The sequence below is a fragment of the Rhodococcus sp. 15-649-2-2 genome (assembly GCF_002258645.1).
Taxonomy (GTDB): domain Bacteria; phylum Actinomycetota; class Actinomycetes; order Mycobacteriales; family Mycobacteriaceae; genus Rhodococcoides.
The window spans coordinates 147,999-167,318 of sequence record NZ_NPFM01000016.1 but is presented as its reverse complement, the minus strand read 5'-3'; the positions used below and the strand labels follow the sequence as shown (position 1 = coordinate 167,318).

Here is a 19,320-nt window from a genome sequence, read left to right as displayed (position 1 = left end):
TTACCGTATCGGGCCGCTGTCTTCCAAAACGGCCCGATACGGCTACTCGTTGTGCAGGTCAGTCGCGGTCTGCCAGCGTCACCTCGACGCCACCGACCAGGTCCGACGACAGGTTGTAGATGAATGCGCCAATTGTGGTGAGAGCGGTGAAGAGTACGACATTGATCACACCGATCACCGCTGCGTAGCCGAACACCTGTCCGGCGCTGACGAGTCCACCGTCACCGGATTCGTTGACGATCTCGGTGAACGCACTGTTGAGCCGGTCCCATACGCCCATACCGTCCAGCACGGCGTACAGCAGGCCGACGGCCACCATCCAGACGAAGAACAGTGACACCGCGATGACGAGCGCAATCTTGAGCGTCGACCACGGATCGATCTTGCGGATCTGAATGGTTGCGCGCAAAGGATTGCCGTCCGCGCTGGGCACTGCCGTGATGGCGGCGGGCGCGGCGCGGTCGGCCTGGCTCTGCTCGGGATGCCGGACGGCGGACAGATCGGGCATGTCCTTTGCCAGATCCTTGCGTTCGATATGACGGGTCGGCCCGTCGATCACCGCTGCCTTCGACCGAGCGGCCTCGCGCCGTTCGGTCTTGTCCTCGGTGGACTCACGCTGAACGGGCTCGGCCGTCGTGCGGGCAGACCGGTCGAATTCAGCATTCGGTGGAAGGGCGGCGCCTCGACCGGAGAGATTGGTCTGCGGCTGGTTCTGCGGCTGCTGACGGTCCTCCGTGCCCTGCTGCGGCGGACGCTGACCGGCACCACGCTGCCACGGCGGCGTTCCCGACCCACCCTGCGGACCCTCGACCGGCTGAGCAGGCATTGCCTGGGTGGCGGCCGGTGCGGAGTGGTCTTGCTCGCGTGCAGCCGGGGAAACCGATCGATTGGCGCGAGTCGCGTCACCGCCGCCCTCGGCCGACCCCTCCGGTGCCTGCGACACCTCGGTGGGTGCCGGGCCCCGCGGCGGAGCCGGACGAGACGGCGGTCCTGCCGGCGGTGCCTGTCGCTGTGGGGGCTGACCGTTTGCCGGTCGATCCGCAGTGGGCTGGCCGGAACCGGGCTGAACCGGCCGAGCCGACGGGGGGCCCTGCTGTGCCGCTCCCGGCGGAGTCTGCGGCGGCGGTCCCTGAGGTGCAGGGGGTCCTTGAGGAGCAGGTCCCTGAGGTGCAGGCGGCCGCTGCGGAGGCGGGCCCTGTGTCGGTCGTGCCGGGCCGTTGGGAGCACCCTGTGCCGGACGCACCGGCGGCCGGGAGTTCCCCTGGGGAGCCGGTCCGCGGCCGGCAGCGGGTGCCGGACGAGCGGCAGGCTGCGGGCGGCTGCCCGGACGAGCTCCCTCGGGCGGCGCAGGCCGCGCGGGCTGCTCGGCCCGCGGCACCTCGCGGCCGTCCGGTGCGCCGCTGGGGCCGGGCCTGCTACCAGGCCGGTTGGGAGTGCTCACTTACGACTCCTTCGCTGCATCGTCTTCGGTGCCCACGGCATCCGGTTCGATCTCGTCGGCGTTGCGCGCGATCGCGAGCAGTGTGTCGCCTTCACCGAGATTCATCAACCGCACGCCCTTGGTCTGTCGGCCGGCTTTCCGGACCTGCTTGGCAGCAGTCCGAATGACGCCACCACTGGACGTGATGGCATACAGCTCGTCCTCGTCGTCGACGATGAGAGCTCCCACCAGCGTGCCACGCTTGGGGTCGTACTGGATTGTCAGTACTCCCTTTCCGCCGCGGCCCTGCTGCGGGTAATCCTCCATCGCAGTGCGCTTGGAGTAGCCACCCGACGTCGCGACCAGCAGGAACTTGTTCTCGCTGACGACGTTGAGCGAGAGCAGCTCGTCCTCGCCGTTGAATCGCATGCCCTGCACACCGGACGTCGCGCGGCCCATGGGTCGCAGCACCTCGTCGGTGGCGGAGAACCGGATGGACTGACCCTGGGCCGAGACCAGCAGCAGATCGTCGTCGGAAGAGGCCAGGACTGCGCCCACCAACTCGTCCTCGCCGCGCAGGTTGACCGCCACGATGCCGCCGCTGCGGTTGGAGTCGAAATCGGTCAGGCGTGACTTCTTGACCAGACCGCCCTTGGTGGCGAGCACCAGGTAGGGAGCATCCTCGTACGTCTTGATCTGGATGACCTGCGCGATGCGCTCGTCGGGCTGGAACGCGAGCAAGTTGGCAACGTGCTGTCCGCGAGCCGTTCGGTTCGCCTCGGGCAGTTCGTACGCCTTGGCCCGGTAGACGCGGCCCTTGGTGGTGAAGAACAGGATCCAGTCGTGCGTCGAGCAGACGAAGAACTTGCTGACGATGTCGTCCTGCTTGAGGCCGGCACCCTGCACGCCCTTGCCGCCGCGCTTCTGCGAGCGGTACAGATCGGTTCGGGTGCGCTTGGCGTATCCGGTCTCGGTGATCGTGACGACCACGTTCTCCCGGGCGATCAGATCCTCGTCGTTGACGTCGCCGTCGGCGGCGATGATGCGCGTTCGACGGTCGTCACCGAACTTCTCGACGATCTCGGCAAGTTCGTCGCGCACGATCTGGCGCTGACGCTCCGGCTTGGCCAGGATGTCCTGCAAGTCGGCGATGGTCCGCTCGAGTTCGGCCAACTCGTCGATGATCTTCTGGCGCTCGAGAGCCGCCAGGCGGCGCAACTGCATGTCGAGAATGGCCTGGGCCTGGATCTCGTCGATATCGAGCAGATCGATCAAGCCCTGCTTGGCGAGATCCACCGTCTGCGACGCGCGGATCAAGGCAATGACCTCGTCGAGCGCGTCGAGCGCCTTGACGAGTCCGCGCAGAATGTGGGCGCGTTCCTCGGCTCTGCGCAGCCGGTACCGGGTGCGCCGCACGATCACATCGAGTTGATGAGTGACGTAGAAGCGGATCATCTGGTCCAGACGCAGGGTGCGCGGAACGCCGTCGACGATCGAGAGCATGTTGGCACCGAAGCTGGTCTGCAGCTGCGAGTGCTTGTAGAGGTTGTTGAGCACGACCTTCGCGACGGCGTCGCGCTTGATCGTGACCACGATGCGCATACCGACGCGATCGGACGACTCGTCGTCGATCTTCGAGATACCGGACAGCTTGCCGTCGCGGACCTGCTCGGCGATCGAGGTGATCAGGTTGTCCGGATTGACCTGATACGGCAGCTCGGTGATGACGATCGTGGTGCGACCGTTGGAGTCTTCCTCGATCTCGACGACACCGCGCATGCGGATCGAACCGCGTCCGGTCGAGTACGCATCCTGAATACCCTGACCGCCGACGATGAGGCCGTGGGTGGGGAAGTCGGGACCCTTGACGCGCTCCATGCAGGCCGCGAGGGTCGCTTCCTCGTCGGCCTCGAAGTTGTCGAGGGCCCAGAACACCGCGTCGCCGAGTTCACGCAGGTTGTGCGGGGGGATGTTGGTGGCCATACCGACGGCGATGCCGTTGGAGCCGTTCATCAACAGGTTGGGGACACGCGACGGAAGTACCGTCGGCTCTTGGGTTTTGCCGTCGTAGTTGGGGATGAAATCGACGGTTTCCTCGTCGATGTCGCGCAGCATCTCCATTGCGAGCGGGGTCAGGCGCGCCTCGGTGTATCGCATGGCGGCGGCGCCGTCGTTGCCGCGCGAACCGAAGTTGCCCTGGCCGTCGACCAACGGGTAGCGCATCGACCACGGCTGAGCCAGACGCACGAGCGCGTCGTAGATCGAGGTGTCGCCGTGGGGGTGGTAGTTACCCATCGTTTCGGCAACGGGGCGTGCGGATTTCACGTAACTGCGGTCGGGACGGAAGCCCGAGTCGTACATCGCGTACAGCACGCGTCGGTGCACCGGCTTGAGACCATCGCGGACCTCGGGCAATGCACGGCCGACGATGACGCTCATCGCGTAATCGATGTAACTGCGCTGCATTTCCTGCTGGATGTCGACCGGATCGATCCGGTCTCCACCCTCGGCATTGGTGGTCGAACCCGGCGGGGGTCCTACCGGCGGTTCGGTGATGTCAGACATGCAAATCTCCTCGAGAAACGGTCACCTTCACGCGCCGAGAGCACTCGTCGGCGCGTGAAAGGAAGTGACTAAACGTCAAGAAAGCGAACATCTTTCGCGTTGCGGGCGATGAAGCTTCGGCGTGCGGACACGTCCTCGCCCATCAGCACGCTGAACAGTTCGTCTGCGGCAGCGGCGTCGTCGAGGGTGACCAGACGCAGCACTCGCACTGCCGGGTCCATGGTCGTTTCCCACAGTTCCTTGGCGTTCATCTCGCCGAGGCCTTTGTACCGCTGGACGCCGTCTTCGACGTTGATCTTGCGCTTGTTGGCGATACCGGCTTCGAGCAGTCCGTCGCGCTCGCGATCGGAGTACGCGAAATCGGGCTCTCCGCGGCTCCACTTGAGCTTGTACAGCGGCGGCATTGCGAGATACACGTGACCGTTTTCGATCAGCGGACGCATGAACCGGAAGAGCAGCGTCATCAACAGCGTCGAGATGTGCTGGCCGTCGACGTCGGCGTCGGCCATCAGCACGATCTTGTGATAGCGCAGCTTGGTGATGTCGAACTCGTCGTGGATGCCGGTGCCGAACGCGGTGATGATCGACTGGACTTCGTTGTTCTTGAGGACGCGGTCGATGCGAGCCTTCTCGACGTTGATGATCTTTCCGCGCAACGGCAGGATCGCCTGGAACATCGAGTCGCGGCCCGATTTTGCCGAGCCGCCTGCGGAGTCGCCCTCCACGATGTAGATCTCGGACTTGCTCGGATCGTTGGAACGGCAGTCGGCCAGCTTGCCCGGCAGGCCGCCGATGTCGGTTGCGCTCTTGCGCCGCACCAACTCTCGTGCCTTGCGGGCAGCCATCCGCGCCTGTGCGGACGAGACGGCCTTGTTGATGATGGTCTTGGCGTCGGCGGGGTTGGACTCGAACCAGTGCGAGAGATGCTCGTTGCAGGCCTTCTGCACGAACGAGCGAATCTCGGTGTTACCGAGCTTGGTCTTGGTCTGTCCCTCGAACTGCGGCTCGCCGACCCGCACCGAGATGACGGCAGCCAAGCCCTCACGGATGTCGTCGCCGGTGAGCTTGACGTCCTTCTCCTTGACGAGCTTCTTCTCGATCGCGTACTTGTTCACCGTCGACGTCAGAGCGGTACGGAAGCCCTCTTCGTGGGTGCCGCCCTCGTGCGTGTTGATCGTGTTGGCGAAGGTGTGCACCGATTCGGAGTAACCGGCGTTCCACTGCATCGCGATCTCGACCTCGTGGCCCTCACCCTTGCCGGTGAAGCCGACGACAGAATTGTGGATCGCAGTCTTGGTGCGGTTGATGTGTTTGACGAAGTCGACCAGGCCGTCCGGGTAGTGGTACGTCCGCTTGCGCACCTTGGCCGGCTTCGCGTTGACCGCGTCGGCCTGCTCTTCCTCTGCAGTTTTGGGCGCCTCGGCGGTCTCACCGAGCTCTTCCTCGGTCGCGTCGGTCGCTGCGACACGCTCGTCGGTGAAGTTGATGGTCAGTCCCTTGTTCAGGAACGCCATCTCCTGCAGGCGACGGTGCACGGTCTCGAAGCTGTAGTCCAGGGTCTCGAAGATCTTGCCATCGGCCCAGAAGCGAACCGTGGTGCCGGTCTCGCTGGTGTCGCCGACAGTCTCAAGAGGGCCGGGCTTTGCGTAGTCGTAGGTCTGCTTGTAGCGGTGCCCGTCACGCGCGATCTGCAATTCGACCTTGGTGGACAAGGCGTTGACGACGGAGATACCGACGCCGTGCAGTCCGCCGGAGACGGCGTAGGAGTCGGAGTCGAACTTGCCGCCGGCGTGGAGCTGGGTCATGACGACCTCGACGGTGGGAACACCGGAGGAGTGCATGGCGACGGGGATACCGCGGCCGTCGTCCTTGACCTCGACGCTGCCGTCTTCGTGGATGGTGACGTCGACGGTGGAGGCATAACCGGCCATGGCCTCGTCGACGGAGTTGTCGACGACCTCCCAGATCAGGTGGTGCAGGCCTCGTTCACCGGTGGAACCGATGTACATACCGGGCCTCTTACGAACTGCTTCCAGGCCCTCGAGGACCGTGATGGAAGACGCGCCGTAATCCTTGCTGTTCTCACTGTTACCTGACTTCTGGGCAGCCACGGTTAGCTGGTTCTCCTTCTACGCGTCCACTACCCCGCTCACACCTGTACCAGGTGCTACCGCAGAGGGTCGGCACGGTCTTTCGACCGTGCGCGTTCCATGCGTTTGTTCCGGGCTTGATGTCGTACCGGTCCATAGTACTGGTTGGCTGCGACAGCATGGGCACGATGACACCCCTAAAAGGCCCCTGATTGCTTCACAGACGCATTTTTTCGATACCGGACGGCAAAGATGAAGGGTAAAACCGGCGATTCGGCTACAGATCGAGAACGATCCGCTGTCCGTCCGAACGCGACACACAGATCAACATCTCGTTCTTCTGCTCCTCGGACGTGAGGCGATTCTCTCGGTGTTGCGGTGTTCCGTTGAGTACTCGCACCCGACAGGTACCGCAGAACCCCTGCTGGCACGAGTACGCGATATCGGGCCGAACCCGTCGAATCGCATGCAGCGCAGTCTCTTCCGCACCGACAGACAGAATCTGTCCCGAGTCGACGAGCTGCACCTCGAATTCCGTACCGTTCTTCACCGGCGGCGGCGAGAAGCGCTCGAAGTGCAGATGTGTGGCCGGCAGGGCATCGAACGACGCGCGAACCAGATCGATCATGGGCGGCGGACCACATACGTAGACCGATCCGCCGGGCGCCGTCGATCCGAGCAGATCCATGCTCGACGGCATGCCCTCCACGTCGTCGGTGCGGACGGTGACCCGTGCCGGATCCCAGCCGGCGATCTCGTCCAGGAACGGCATCGACTCACGCGAGCGACCGCAGTAGACGAAGTGCCAGTCCATCCCGAGATCACGAGCTCTGCGCACCATCGAGATGATCGCGGTGATACCGATTCCGCCCGCCACGAACACAGCATGTTCGGACGGGACGAACGGAAATCCGTTGCGCGGTCCCCGAATCGACACGTGCGTGCCTACCGTCAGAGCATGCATTTCCGGAGATCCACCGCCGCCGTCGGGCACCAGCCGCACTGCGATCGAGTACGTGTTCTCGCTCGGCAGACCGCACAGTGAGTACTGACGTCGACGACCGGACGGAAGGTAGAAATCCAGGTGCATCCCCGGCGCCCACGCCGGCAGAGCAGACCCGTCGGCCGCGGCAAAGGTCAACAGCACCACCTGCTCGTCGACGCAGAGCACCTCCCGGGAGACCAGCGTCAGTTCTCGGGTGCGCGCTACCGGAGGTGCCGCGAACGAATCGTCGTACTTCTCGTTGTCGAGTAGGGCGAACCACTTGTCGAGCGCGTCGGTGACCAGAGACACCGTCTGATCCGGCTCGTCACGCCCGTACAGATTCCGAGGAATCGTACGACCTACTCGAAACAAGTCGACCTTCTGAGCCATTGCGCCGAGCTTGCTCCGCAACGTGCGTCTGGTCATCGATCAGCGGACCGCGCCGCCGGGGAGGTGGCGAGATACTGCACGGCTTGAGCCGTCGAGCCTTCCTGGGACGGATGATAGGTGCTCTTGAAGTACCGCAACGACGCCTTGACCATGGACATCGGGGTAGGAAACAGACCAGCCTTGGCCACTCGTCGGAACTCGCGGAACGACGGCGTGCGCTGCTTCGGCGACAGATGCGCCAACGTCGGATCCTGGCTCATCAGGTAGCGAACGCCGCGCGTCCAGAACCAGACGAGGGTGGGTGCAATGACGACGTAGGTACGAATCCGCCGTGCCGGCCTGACGTCGAAGTAGCGCATAACTTCGTATGCCACCGAACGATGTTCGACTTCCTCGGCACCGTGCCAACGCAGCAGGTCCAGCATCACCGGGTGGACGTCGGCGGCGTCGAGCTCCTTCGCATTGAGAACCCAGTCGCCGAGGAACGCGGTCAGGTGCTCGGCTGCAGCGATCAGGGCGAGCCGCTCGACCAGACTGTTCTGTCCGTGGCCCGAACGATTACCGAGAGCACGGCCGAACAGGAACTTCATCTGATCCACATATGGATCGACATCGATGCCGTGTGCACGAAGCTGGTCGTGGACATCGGTGTGGGCCTGTGCGTGCATGGCTTCCTGGCCGATGAAGCCGATCACGTCGTCCCGCAACTGATCGTCGTGAATCAGCGGCAACGCCTCCTTGAACGTGCGCACGAACCACTCCTCGCCCTCGGGCAGAAGCAGGTGCATCACGTTGATCAGGTGCGTGGCCAGCGGATTGCCGTCCATATAGTGCAGCGGCAGAGATTCCCAATCGAATTCGACGTTCCGAGCGTGCAGAACCACTCTGTCTTCGGGGGTCCCATCGACGTCGACCGCCGTTGTCGACGCCTTCTTCGTAGGTGCAGACACAACTTCTCCTCGTCCGATGGCCGCGTGTAACAGTATTCGGTCCCCCGACCGTCGCGTGTTCCGAATCACGCTACGCACACCGACAGTGTCACAGCAACAGTGCCCCCAACATCTGTTGAGGATCACGTGGACCAGGCACTACGACAACCCGACTTTGGGAACAATCACTATCCGTAGGTGTCTCGCGGACCCCGACCGCGGACGTGACGTTCACCTTTTCGCCAGCTCTGCGTGGTCGGCCCGGTTATCCGAAGTGAGGTCACCACACCGTGGCCCACCGCCGCGGCGATCTTCGCCAGAATCTGCGACTGCATCAGCCTCAGTTGTGTCGCCCATGCCGTCGACTCGGCGGAGATACTGAGCACTCCGTCCTTGAGCCCGGTGGGATCGGCGTGCGCCGAGATGTCCTCACCGACGACGCTGGCCCACCGCCCCAACACTGCACCTTCGGACACCTTGGCCGACCATCCACGCTTGGACGCGATCGAATTGGCGAGGGCACCGAATGCCTGCGGATCTCGGTCGTCGGGCCCGGCTCCCGACCAACCCCGTCGCCGACGCCCCCGCAGCGCACGGACGCCACCCGTCGGAGACGACCGCCCTTGCCCCACCGACTTGCCACTGGCCTTGGCCGCGGCGCGAGCGTCCTCGAGTGCACGGCGCGCGAGATCGACGCCCTTCAACTCCGGCGTCTCGCCCTTGTCTGCGGATGCGCCTTCGTCGTCGTTCATCGAACCTCACTCTCCTCGCGTGCGGCGTCGACGGTGACCGACAGATCCGTGATACGCGAGATACGCCCTGCTGCACCGGATTCCGAGCTCTGTTGTGCTTCGACGCCGTAGCGACGGGCATCGAGCTGGGGTGGTACGTCCTCCGGTACCGCGGCCGTGATCAACACCTGCTCGGCACCGGCCGCCACCGTCGCGAGCGCAGCACGCCTCTTTCGGTCGAGTTCGGCGAACACGTCGTCGAGCATCAGCACGGGATCCGTGCCGTCCTCGCGCAACAGGCCGAAGGACCCCAGCCGCAACGACAGAGCATACGACCACGATTCACCATGGCTGGCAAAACCTTTGGTGGGCTGATCACCGAGCATCAACTCCACATCGTCCCGATGTGGACCCACCAGACATACTCCTCGTTCGATTTCTCGCTGTCTCATCACCGAGAGTTGGTGCAGGAAAGCAGCTTCCAGCACATCGACGTCGTCCGGTAACGGGGCTCGGCCGGCGTCGGAGAATTCCGGCGGCAATGCTTCGGCAAGGCTGCAGCGATAGGACAGTGTCGCGGGTCGCGATTCGGGCGCGATGGACCCGTAGGCCTGCTGCACGAACGGCATCAGCTCGTGTACCAAACCTATTCTGGCAGCGAGCAATCGAGCTCCGTGCGCCGCGAGATGCCCGTCCCACACATCGAGGGTGGCCAGAGCACTCGCACCGTCGCTCGACGACGATCCTCGACGCAACGACCCGCTGGCCGTCTTGAGCAGTGCCGAGCGCTGACGCAGAACCTTGTCGTAATCGGCACGGACAGTGGCCATTCGAGGAATTCGGCTGGTGAGCAGTTCGTCCAGATACCGTCGACGCTCGCCGGGATCGCCACGCACGAGCGACAGATCTTCGGGAGCGAACAACACACTTTGCAACACGCCCAGAATCTCCCGCGGTCGTCGCAACGGCGAGCGGTTCATCCGAGCCTTGTTGGCCTTGCCCTCGAGCAGCTCCACATCGATGATCAGCTCACGACCGTGATTGACCACGGCGCTGCCCAGGAACGCCTTGGGAGCACCCGCCCGAATCATCGGAGCGTCCGTCGACACGCGATGCGAGGACAACGTCGACAGATAGTTGAGCGACTCGAGCAGGTTGGTCTTGCCGTGCCCGTTCGGTCCCACGAACACGGTCGAGCCCGGTCCCAGGTCGACGGTGACGTCGTCCCAGGATCGGAAGTCGTGTAGCTGCAGAGACCGGACGAACACTTACTCGTGTTTCGGGGCCGGTGCGCGCAGGGTCTCGTCGGCATCTGCCTTCTTGACCGCGTGCCCACCGAATTGGTTGCGCAAAGCCGAGACGGCCTTCATTGCCGGCGAATCCTCTTGTCGCGAAGCGAATCTCGCGAACAGCGCGGCAGAGATCACCGGAGCGGGTACGGCGTGGCGAATAGCTTCCTCGACGGTCCAACGACCCTCACCGGAGTCCTCGGTGTATCCGGAGATCGCACTGAATTCCGGATCCTGACCGAGTGCTTCGACCAACAGATCGAGCAACCAGGAACGCACGACCGTGCCCTTGCTCCACGCCCGCAGCACACCTTGCACGTCCTGCACGAGCTCTTCCGCTTCGAGGATCTCGTAGCCCTCGGCGTATGCCTGCATCAATCCGTATTCGATGCCGTTGTGCACCATCTTCGAGTAGTGGCCTGCGCCGACCGGGCCGGCGTGAACGAATCCGTCGGCGCGTTCGCCTTCCGGACGCAAGGCGTCGAAGATCGGCATCGCATGGGCGACGTGCTCGTCCTGACCGCCGACCATCAACCCGTAGCCGTTCTTCAAGCCCCACACACCACCGGATACACCGGCATCGACGTAGCCGATTCCTTTGGCGTCCAACAACTCTGCATTGGGCTTGTCATCGGTGAATCGTGAGTTTCCACCGTCGATCACCAGATCGCCCGGCTCGAGAACCTCAGCCAGGCCCGTGATCGTATCGCGGGTGATCTGGCCGGATGGAACCATCACCCACACCACCCTCGGTGCCGTCAACGCCTGAGCCAGACCGGCCAACGACGGGGTGTCCGTCACCTCCGGTCGGGGGTCGTAGCCGATGACCTCGTGACCATGCTCGCGCAACCTCTCGCGCATGTTGAAGCCCATTTTTCCGAGACCGACCAAGCCGAGCTGCATGATGACGCGTCCTTGTCTGTGTCAGGTGCGAAGGTTCCCGCGGGTCCAACAGTAACCAGGCAGGATCAGCCCGGCAGCCTGACGGGCATCAGCAGATACGTGTATTCGGATTTCGGCGCCGCGAACTTACCTGCGTCGTCCGCCACCAGTTCTTCGTCCGACGTCGGACGCAACACTGCAGGCCGGCTCGGCGTCGTGAACCCGAACGTCACCTTCTCGCTGTGCAGCGAGGACAACCCGTCGATGAGGTATCCCGGGTTGAAGGCAATGGTCAGCGCTTCGCCCTGGAAGTCGGCAGGCAGAGCTTCCTCGGCGCGACCGGCATCGTCGCCACCTGCGGACAGCAGTACACCGTCGGCGTTGAATTCCAGGCGGACCTGCGCGCCGCGCTCGGCCACCAGAGCCACACGCTTGATCGCCTCGACCAGCGATGCGATCTCGAGAGTGGCCACCGCAGTGTGCTCGGCCGGCAGCAACTGACGGAACTTCGGGAATTCGGCATCGAGCAAGCGCGTGGTGGTGCGGCGCCCGTCGCTGACGATGCCCAACAAACCGTCGCTGCCGATGGACGAACCGGAGCCGAGAGCCAGTTCGACCGGCGAGCCGGAGTTACCGCCCAGAGTCTTCGCCGACTCGGACAAGGTCTTGGCCGGGATGAGCACCGCGGTGGTGGTGTCGGCCCCGGCGGGAGCCCACTCCACCTCACGAACCGCCAACCGGAAACGGTCGGTGGCAGCGAGAACGACGTTGGTGCCGTCGATCTCCACGCGGATACCGGTGAGCATGGGAAGCGTGTCGTCCTTGCCCGCCGCGATGGCGACCTGGGCAATTGCCTCGGAGAAGACATCACCGGCCAGCGAACCGGTGTTGCTGGGCAACTCGGGGAGCTGCGGGTAGTCCTCCACCGGCATCGTCGGCAGGGAGAACTTGGCGCTTCCGCAGTTGACCAGAACGCGGGTTCCATCGACCGTGACGTCGACCGGCTTGTTCGGCAGCGACTTGGTGATGTCGGCAAGTAGCTTGCCCGACACCAGAACTCGGCCTGCCGTGGCTACCTCGGCAGAGACTTTGACCTGAGCGGAGACCTCGTAGTCGAATCCGGAGACCGTCAGACCCTGCTCATCGGCGGCAAGAAGAACTCCACCGAGAACGGGAACGGGCGGCCGTGACGGGAGGCTACGGGCCACCCACGCCACGGAATCGGAAAAATCTTCACGAGCAACGCGAAACTTCAAACTTCCAAGCTCCATCGCTCGGCATTTCCTCTCGTTCGGTGGCGTTCGTCCTCACGGCCGGAGCGGTGCAACCACGAAGGTTGCGGCTCGAACCGATGCAACGACGAGTGTGGCACATCCAGCGCAAGCACACCGTATGCCCTCCGAACCCGAGACGAAAGCTCGAGGTTCGAGCCGTACGTGGGATTCGGGTGGTCTCTTCGGGCCTGTGAACGGATCGTTCCCCAACACCTGTTTTCAAAGAAGTTCTTTCAAGGAGAAAACAGAAGTATTAATAGGTCCTGTGCAATCTGTGCACGGACGGTTGGATCTGCTGGTCGCCTCGCGTGGTGTCGTGGGGATGAATTCGGGACCAATATGCGATTGACGCGCGGCTGCCTGTGGACGAATCCCATCGGTGCACAGGCGCCCACACTCCATCCCCAGAACTTCGATGTTGTCCACATGGTTATCCACAGGTGTGAATCAATGGTCGACGCCCGAAAAACAGATCGACATCGAGTCGAGAATCGGCGCCGATCATGGAGGAGAAACGGCGACGGCACCGAACCCGCGATGGGATTCGGTGCCGTCTTCTGCGTTCGTCTGTGCCCGGTGGGCTACCGCTTCGAGCGTTGCTTGATCCGTGCAGTGAGCTCTTGGACCTGGTCGTACACCTTCCGGCGCTCGGTCATCTCCTTGCGAATCTTCTTGTCCGCGTACATGACCGTCGTGTGATCTCGTCCGAACGTCTGGCCGATCTTGGGCAGCGACAAGTCGGTGAGCTCGCGGCAGAGATACATGGCGATCTGCCTGGCCATCGCCAGCGCTCGGGCCTTACCCGGGCCGCACAGGTCCTCGATGGAGGTGTTGAAGTACTCCGCCGTGACAGCCATGATCGTTGCTGCATTGATCTCGAGACTCGACGAATCGGGAATGAGATCGCGCAGCACCACCTCCGCCAGTGTGAGGTCGAGCGCTTGTCCGTTGAGCGATGCGAATGCCGTCACACGAATGAGGGCGCCTTCGAGCTCACGGATATTTCGTTCGATGCGGCTGGCGATCAGTTCGAGTACGTCGTGTGGCACGTCGAGGCGGTCCATCCGAGCCTTCTTGCTCAGAATGGCGATGCGCGTCTCGAGCTCGGGCGGCTGGACATCGGTGATCAGGCCCCACTCGAAGCGGGTACGGAGCCGCTCTTCCAGGGTGGCCAGCTGCTTCGGGGGCCGATCGGACGAGACGACGATCTGTTTGTTGGCGTTGTGCAGTGTGTTGAAGGTGTGGAAGAACTCCTCCTGGATGCCTTCCTTGCCCTCGATGAACTGGATGTCGTCGACGAGCAGCACATCCGTCTCGCGGTAGCGGCGTTTGAACGCCACTTTGCGGTCGTCACGAAGACTGTTGATGAAGTCGTTCGTGAATTCTTCGGTGGAGACGTACTTGACCCGCATTCCAGGGAACAGTCGCTGCGCATAGTGACCGGCCGCGTGCAGGAGATGAGTCTTGCCCAATCCGGACGCACCCCATACGAACAGCGGATTGTAGGCGCGGGCAGGTGCTTCGGCGATGGCCACGGCAGCTGCGTGAGCGAACCGATTGGAGGCGCCGATGACGAACGTGTCGAAGGTGTACTTCGAGTTCAGGCTGTTCGCGCCCGACGACGGGGGCGACGATTCAGGGGGTTTGGTGAAGTACGTCGGCCACGAGTTCTGCACGCTCGCGAGCGCTTCGCGCTCGTCGTCCACCTCTTCGTAATCGGCAGTCTCGGAGTCGGAAGGTTCGTCGTCTCTGCTGGTCAGGACGCGGCGCCGGTAGGTGGGCGAGCTGACGGCGTCGGGGTAGGCCGACCGCTCGGAGTCGATCTTCTCGTCCTCTGGAGCGGAGATGCGTACCCCGAGCCCCTCGACACCCTGGCCGAGATGTCGGCCCAGTGCTCCCAGGATCGGCTCTCGAAGGTCTCGCTCGATGGCTTCCTGAGCGAAGGTCGAGGGAACGGCCAGCAGGGCGAACCCCTGCGTCAGAGTGAGCGGTTTGACCAGCGCGAGCCAGGCCTTCTGGCCCTTGGTGAGGGGAGACCCACTGTGACGGTCGGAAGTGAGCTCCGCGACCACCTCGGGCCAGATACGCGCGAGCGCATCCGGATCGTCGTTCACGTCGATCCCTCCGTTGTCGAGCATCGGTGTCTCGGCGGTGGTTGGACCGCCGAGCATTGGTCTCGTACGGGTACGACGCGTCGAAATTCGTGCGTCGTTTCCTGCCCGCGCGACGTCGGCGTCGGATAGCGTCGTCGATCGTGCGTCGCCGCGGCTGAGACCAGGGTCCGTGGGTGGACCCCGCAAGGTACGAATATGCCACCTGATCTGTGTTTCCACACAATTATCCACAGGTGTGGATAAACGACACCGATGTGACCCCAGAGCTCCTCCCGGCTCGTGGTATCACGCACACACGAGTCTGACCTGCATCGATGGTCGTTGTCTGTCGTACGATCGGACGAACCGCGTCGGCTCGATCGGTCATCGGCGAGCGATGTCGAGGCACATCACACCCTCGGTCGCCGAATCCTCCGGTGCCTGTGCATGAACTGCCGAGCCGATCGGTCCGGAGCGAGTTTGACCACCGGTGACTCGATCAGTACTCTCGAACAGTCACCCAATAGCGAGGTGGCCGATGCTTGCTGGCTGCTCACAGTCTGTCTTCACTCGGATTTCTCGCTCGGGAGGCAAGCGACTTCATCCGAACTCGCTGGAACCTTTACAGCAGACGCCGACAGATCGGCGTCTTCGAATCTCGAGGAGTGTTGACCGTGGCCAAGGGCAAGCGGACGTTCCAGCCGAACAATCGCCGCCGCGCGCGCGTTCATGGCTTCCGTCTTCGTATGCGTACCCGTGCGGGTCGTGCAATCGTTTCCGCACGTCGCGGCAAGGGCCGTAAAGAACTCACAGCCTGATACTCGTTCGTCCGGACCTTGGAGCTCGGGATGCTTCCTGAGCCGAATCGACTGCACCGAGCACGTGATTTTTCCGTAGCGGTGCGTCGAGGACGCCGAATGGGTAGATCTGATCTGGTCGTTCACGCCGTTGTGCGGGACGAGCAGGACATCGCATCGACCGTTCGGGGACCACGATTCGGATTGATCGTCAGTAAGGCAGTCGGGCCGGCCGTAACTCGTCATCGAGTTGCGCGCCGGCTTCGGCATATCTGTACCGACGTGGTCGGTGAGCTCCCCGAGACCACCGACGTGGTCATCCGCGCATTGCCGGGGACCGCGACAGCGTCCTCGGCAGATCTACTGGTTCAACTGCGTTCAGGATTGAAGAAGCTCGGTCTTCTCGAAGCTCCGAAGGGTCCGCCGTCATGACATTCATGGGCAACCTTCGTTCCATTCCTGCTCGAACTCTCATGTATTTCATCGGGTTGTACCGAACCTATGTGTCCCCGATGAGACCCCCTACCTGTCGCTTCTCCCCCACCTGCAGTGAGTACGCCATCGAGGCGCTCGAGGTGCACGGGATGATGAAGGGCTCGTTGCTGGCAGTCGTCCGCCTCCTCAAATGTGCTCCCTGGCACTCTGGAGGATGGAACCCGGTGCCTGAACCCGGTAAGTGGCGCGCGAGCGTCACCGAGATGACCGAAACCGAAGAACACCACGATCTCGTGCGAGTGGAAGAACAGAGGAGTACATAGAGCCGTGCTCGACTTCATTTACTATCCGGTTGCCTGGATTCTCTGGGTGTGGCACAAGGTGTTCGGCTTTGTGTTCCAGGATCCCAGCAATGGATTCGCCTGGGCACTGTCCGTCGTCTTCCTGGTCTTCACCCTGCGCTTGATTCTGTACAAGCCTTTCGTCAAGCAGGTTCGCACGACGCGGCAGATGCAGGAGCTACAGCCGCAGATCAAGGCTCTGCAGAAGAAGTACGGCAAAGACAAACAAAAAATGGCCGTCGAGATGCAGAAACTGCAGAAGGAACACGGCTTCAACCCGCTGATGGGCTGTCTACCCGTGCTGGCACAGGCACCGGTGTTCATCGGACTGTTTCACGTGCTTCGTTCGTTCAACCGCACCGGCACCGGTGTCGGTCAGCTCGGCCTGAGCCCGGAAGAGAACCGCGAACTCTCGAACTATGCGTTCAGCGTGGCCGATGTGCAGTCGTTCCTCGATGCTCGACTGTTCGGAGCCCCGATTTCGGCATGGATCACCATGCCGCAGGAGCAGCTCAACGCGTTCGCCGTCGGACCGGGTGCCTCCATTCCGTCGACGTTCGTCATCGCGGCGGTGTCGATTCCGCTGATGATCATCGCGGCGATCATGACCCACATGAACTCGCGTGCATCGGTGGCGCGTCAGAGCGCTGCAGCAGCTGCGAATCCGCAGTCCGCGATTATGAACAAGCTTGCGCTGTACGTGTTCCCGTTGGGCGTGTTGGTCTTCGGTGCCTTGCTACCGATCGCGATCCTGCTGTACTGGGTCAGCAACAACACCTGGACGTACGCACAGCAGCACCTGGTATTCGGAAAGATCGACAAAGAAGAAGCTGCCAAGGCTGTCGCTGCCGTGGAGAAGCGTTCCGAGAATGCGCCGAAGCCGGGCGTCAAGCCGGTATCGGTGACCAAGCCGAAGCCGGGTGCGCGGCCCAAGCTGTCGAAGATGACGCCGGTAGACGACGATGCGACGACCGACAGCAGTGACACCTCGGGTTCGGCCAACGGTGCGGCAACTCCGGTCAGGCCCAGACCGCAGGCGAACCGGAACAAGTCGACCAAGCGCAAGCGGCGCTGACCGACACGTCGAGAGAAGGACGAACATGGCAGCGGACGTAGAAGAAGCTCAGAACGACGAAGTACAGAAGCCAGTCGGTGCGGTATCCGGGGATGGAGTGAATGACGTGATGGTCGAGGCCGATCAGCTCAGCGCGGTCGACGCGGATGCGGACGAGAAGTCCGTGATCGAGGAATCCGCCGCCTCCGAGGTGGTCGAAGACAAGGCCGCGAAGGCCGCGCCTGACGATGACGATGATGATGACGACGAGGACTACTTGGTCGAGGAAGGCGAAATTGCCGGCGACTACCTCGAACAGCTTCTCGACGTTCTCGACTTCGACGGAGACATCGACCTGGACGTCGAGGGCGACCGGGCCATCGTCAGCATCGACGGTGGGGACGATCTCGCCAAGCTCGTAGGCCGTAAGGGTGAGGTTCTCGACGCTCTTCAGGAACTGACCCGGTTGGCCGTTCAGCAGTCGACCGGAGAGCGCAGCAAGCTGATGCTCGACGTTGCCGGGTGGCGGGCGAAGCGTCGTACCGAACTGGGCAATCTCGGTGCCGAAGCCGCGCGGCGCGTGTTGGAATCGGGTGAGCGAGAAGAGCTGACTCCGATGACTCCGTTCGAGCGCAAGATCGTGCACGATGCAGTCGCCAAGATCGACGGCGTTGCCAGCGAGAGCACAGGAGTCGAGCCGTCTCGGCGGGTAGTTGTCGTCAAGGGATAGCAAGGCTCCACCTCCCGACAACCTGTTCGGGTTGCACGATCTGATGGCCCTCACTTCGGTGGGGGCCATCGTCGTATGTGAACATCGGTGTCCAGGCTCTGCTCGAATGTCATCTGTGTAATTCAAACGCGCAACACGGTTCGAGAATGGTTTGTGGTCGAACTTTTCGTCGAAATATTTCGATCCAGGTATGCGCGACGCTTTCGTCACTGTGACGCGTTTACGCGGGCTCGGTTGTTAGCGGTTGATGCGAGTCGAGTGTCGTGGTTTCACGTGAAACAACGGCCGGAAGTCTTCAGGCACTCGGGAAGAGGCGCGGTTCCGCAGCGCTCAGAATTCGAGGCTTGCTGAGGGGGAAGTACGCGCCTGGGACGGTCACGAGCGACATTTGATGTTTCACGTGAAACCGGGCTTCTGTGTAGGGCTGTTGAGAATCGAACTTCTCGACTGTCGCTCGGGTCGGTCATGAAGCGGTTCGCGGCATCTGGTGTTCGAGTCATGACGCCGGGCTTTCCAGGTATCGCCGGACCGGCATCTCCAGACTCGCGTCGGATAAGAATTGGGACCCGCGAATTTGACCGGGGACATGGTGCGGCGGGATCAGCGATGAACGGACAGTTGCCGCGATCTGTTGCCCCACCATCGGTCAAGGGATGGTGGAGAGACCTATCCGAAGAAACAGTGAATTCCGGCTTGCGGGGTTCTCGGATACCGCGGAATCGTGTGCGCGGCACTCGGCGGGGTGAACGACCAGACTTTCGAGTGTGCAGACCGTCAGCGTGGCCTGCTCTGTAATCCTCGTTGTTGCTGTGCCGAGGTTCCCCTGACCGGTGCCGCCTCTGCCCCTCACGGACGCATTGCGTCGGGCCCATCGAAGTGCGAGCGGCCGCGCGCGGTTGGCTATCAGGTGGAGCCGGTGGCGAACCGCTCCCCCGGCTCGCTCGACAGGTCGATGATCGGTCCCTGCGGGGATTTGAACGCAACGATGTTCACCGTCGGCCTCACGCCCCGAATCCGAGACGCGACCGCACGTGTCACCCATTCGCGCGGGGTGCGATCCGGGGATGGTGTGATCGGTCAGCTCCACGTGAGAGATCGTGGCCACCGATCCTAACGATTCTGAATACAGCCGGGCCCCTCGAGCTGATCGGATCTGAGGTGTTCGCACGATGGCACTCGAAGTGTCGAACGTGAAGTGTGTGTCGGCTTGTCGACATCGTCCCCATCGGACTGGATCCGCTCGCCTCGACCGAGAGGCCTCGGCAATCGAGGGAAGGCTGCAACAGCAGCGTCTCAGGCGCGTCGAATGGGAAGC

General features: G+C 62.9%; 15 protein-coding genes. 5 read left to right on the top strand and 10 right to left on the bottom strand.

The annotated features are described in order from the left end of the window. Positions 1–58: 58 nt before the first annotated feature. The 10 genes from CH305_RS29430 to dnaA form a co-directional block, all read right to left on the bottom strand. The gene (locus tag CH305_RS29430) at positions 59–1,441 is read right to left on the bottom strand and encodes a DUF3566 domain-containing protein (RefSeq protein WP_256983612.1); all 1,383 of its coding nucleotides are present in this window, start codon (positions 1,439–1,441) and stop codon (positions 59–61) included. Next, complete coding sequence (gyrA, locus tag CH305_RS08455) at positions 1,442–3,985, bottom strand: DNA gyrase subunit A (RefSeq protein WP_037152149.1); 2,544 nt, start codon at positions 3,983–3,985, stop codon at positions 1,442–1,444. Positions 3,986–4,053: 68 nt separating this feature from the next. Beyond that, entirely contained in the window at positions 4,054–6,096 is a 2,043-nt protein-coding gene (gene gyrB, locus CH305_RS08450) for a DNA topoisomerase (ATP-hydrolyzing) subunit B (protein ID WP_094703376.1), read from the bottom strand. A gap of 256 nt (positions 6,097–6,352) precedes the next feature. Continuing rightward, the gene (locus CH305_RS08445; RefSeq protein WP_373454546.1) at positions 6,353–7,450 is read right to left on the bottom strand and encodes a 2Fe-2S iron-sulfur cluster-binding protein; all 1,098 of its coding nucleotides are present in this window, start codon (positions 7,448–7,450) and stop codon (positions 6,353–6,355) included. Positions 7,451–7,482: 32 nt separating this feature from the next. After that, positions 7,483–8,400 (bottom strand): metal-dependent hydrolase, encoded by a 918-nt coding sequence (locus CH305_RS08440; RefSeq protein WP_094703374.1) that lies wholly within the window; start codon positions 8,398–8,400, stop codon positions 7,483–7,485. 167 nt (positions 8,401–8,567) lie between these two features. Continuing rightward, positions 8,568–9,131: a DUF721 family protein gene (locus tag CH305_RS08435; RefSeq protein ID WP_032378760.1), complete on the bottom strand. Its 564-nt coding sequence runs from the start codon at positions 9,129–9,131 to the stop codon at positions 8,568–8,570. Beyond that, positions 9,128–10,378: a DNA replication/repair protein RecF gene (recF, locus tag CH305_RS08430; protein WP_094703373.1), complete on the bottom strand. Its 1,251-nt coding sequence runs from the start codon at positions 10,376–10,378 to the stop codon at positions 9,128–9,130. The genes CH305_RS08435 and recF overlap by 4 nt, the downstream gene beginning before the upstream one ends. After that, positions 10,379–11,302, bottom strand: coding sequence for a phosphogluconate dehydrogenase (NAD(+)-dependent, decarboxylating) (gene gnd / locus CH305_RS08425; protein WP_032401664.1), 924 nt, complete (start codon positions 11,300–11,302; stop codon positions 10,379–10,381). A gap of 65 nt (positions 11,303–11,367) precedes the next feature. Further along, positions 11,368–12,552 carry a DNA polymerase III subunit beta gene (gene dnaN / locus CH305_RS08420; protein ID WP_032378757.1) on the bottom strand — a complete coding sequence of 395 codons (1,185 nt, stop codon included), beginning with the start codon at positions 12,550–12,552 and terminating at the stop codon, positions 11,368–11,370. 584 nt (positions 12,553–13,136) lie between these two features. Beyond that, positions 13,137–14,669 carry a chromosomal replication initiator protein DnaA gene (gene dnaA / locus CH305_RS08415; RefSeq protein ID WP_032402041.1) on the bottom strand — a complete coding sequence of 511 codons (1,533 nt, stop codon included), beginning with the start codon at positions 14,667–14,669 and terminating at the stop codon, positions 13,137–13,139. Positions 14,670–15,322: 653 nt separating this feature from the next. Here dnaA and rpmH point away from each other — a divergent pair. The 5 genes from rpmH (at position 15,323) to CH305_RS08390 (ending at position 18,005) form a co-directional block, all read left to right on the top strand. Further along, positions 15,323–15,466 (top strand): 50S ribosomal protein L34, encoded by a 144-nt coding sequence (gene rpmH / locus CH305_RS08410; RefSeq protein WP_026347786.1) that lies wholly within the window; start codon positions 15,323–15,325, stop codon positions 15,464–15,466. A 30-nt stretch (positions 15,467–15,496) separates the two neighbouring features. Then, on the top strand, positions 15,497–15,877 hold the full coding sequence (gene rnpA, locus CH305_RS08405) for a ribonuclease P protein component (RefSeq protein WP_094703372.1): 381 nt from the start codon (positions 15,497–15,499) through the stop codon (positions 15,875–15,877). Beyond that, positions 15,874–16,203 (top strand): membrane protein insertion efficiency factor YidD, encoded by a 330-nt coding sequence (yidD, locus tag CH305_RS08400; protein WP_032401667.1) that lies wholly within the window; start codon positions 15,874–15,876, stop codon positions 16,201–16,203. The genes rnpA and yidD overlap by 4 nt, the downstream gene beginning before the upstream one ends. A 4-nt stretch (positions 16,204–16,207) precedes the next feature. After that, positions 16,208–17,296, top strand: coding sequence for a membrane protein insertase YidC (gene yidC, locus CH305_RS08395; protein ID WP_094703371.1), 1,089 nt, complete (start codon positions 16,208–16,210; stop codon positions 17,294–17,296). Between the two features lie 190 nt (positions 17,297–17,486). Continuing rightward, positions 17,487–18,005, top strand: a complete 519-nt coding sequence (locus CH305_RS08390) for a protein jag (RefSeq protein WP_373454545.1) — start codon at positions 17,487–17,489, stop codon at positions 18,003–18,005. Positions 18,006–19,320: the final 1,315 nt, after the last annotated feature.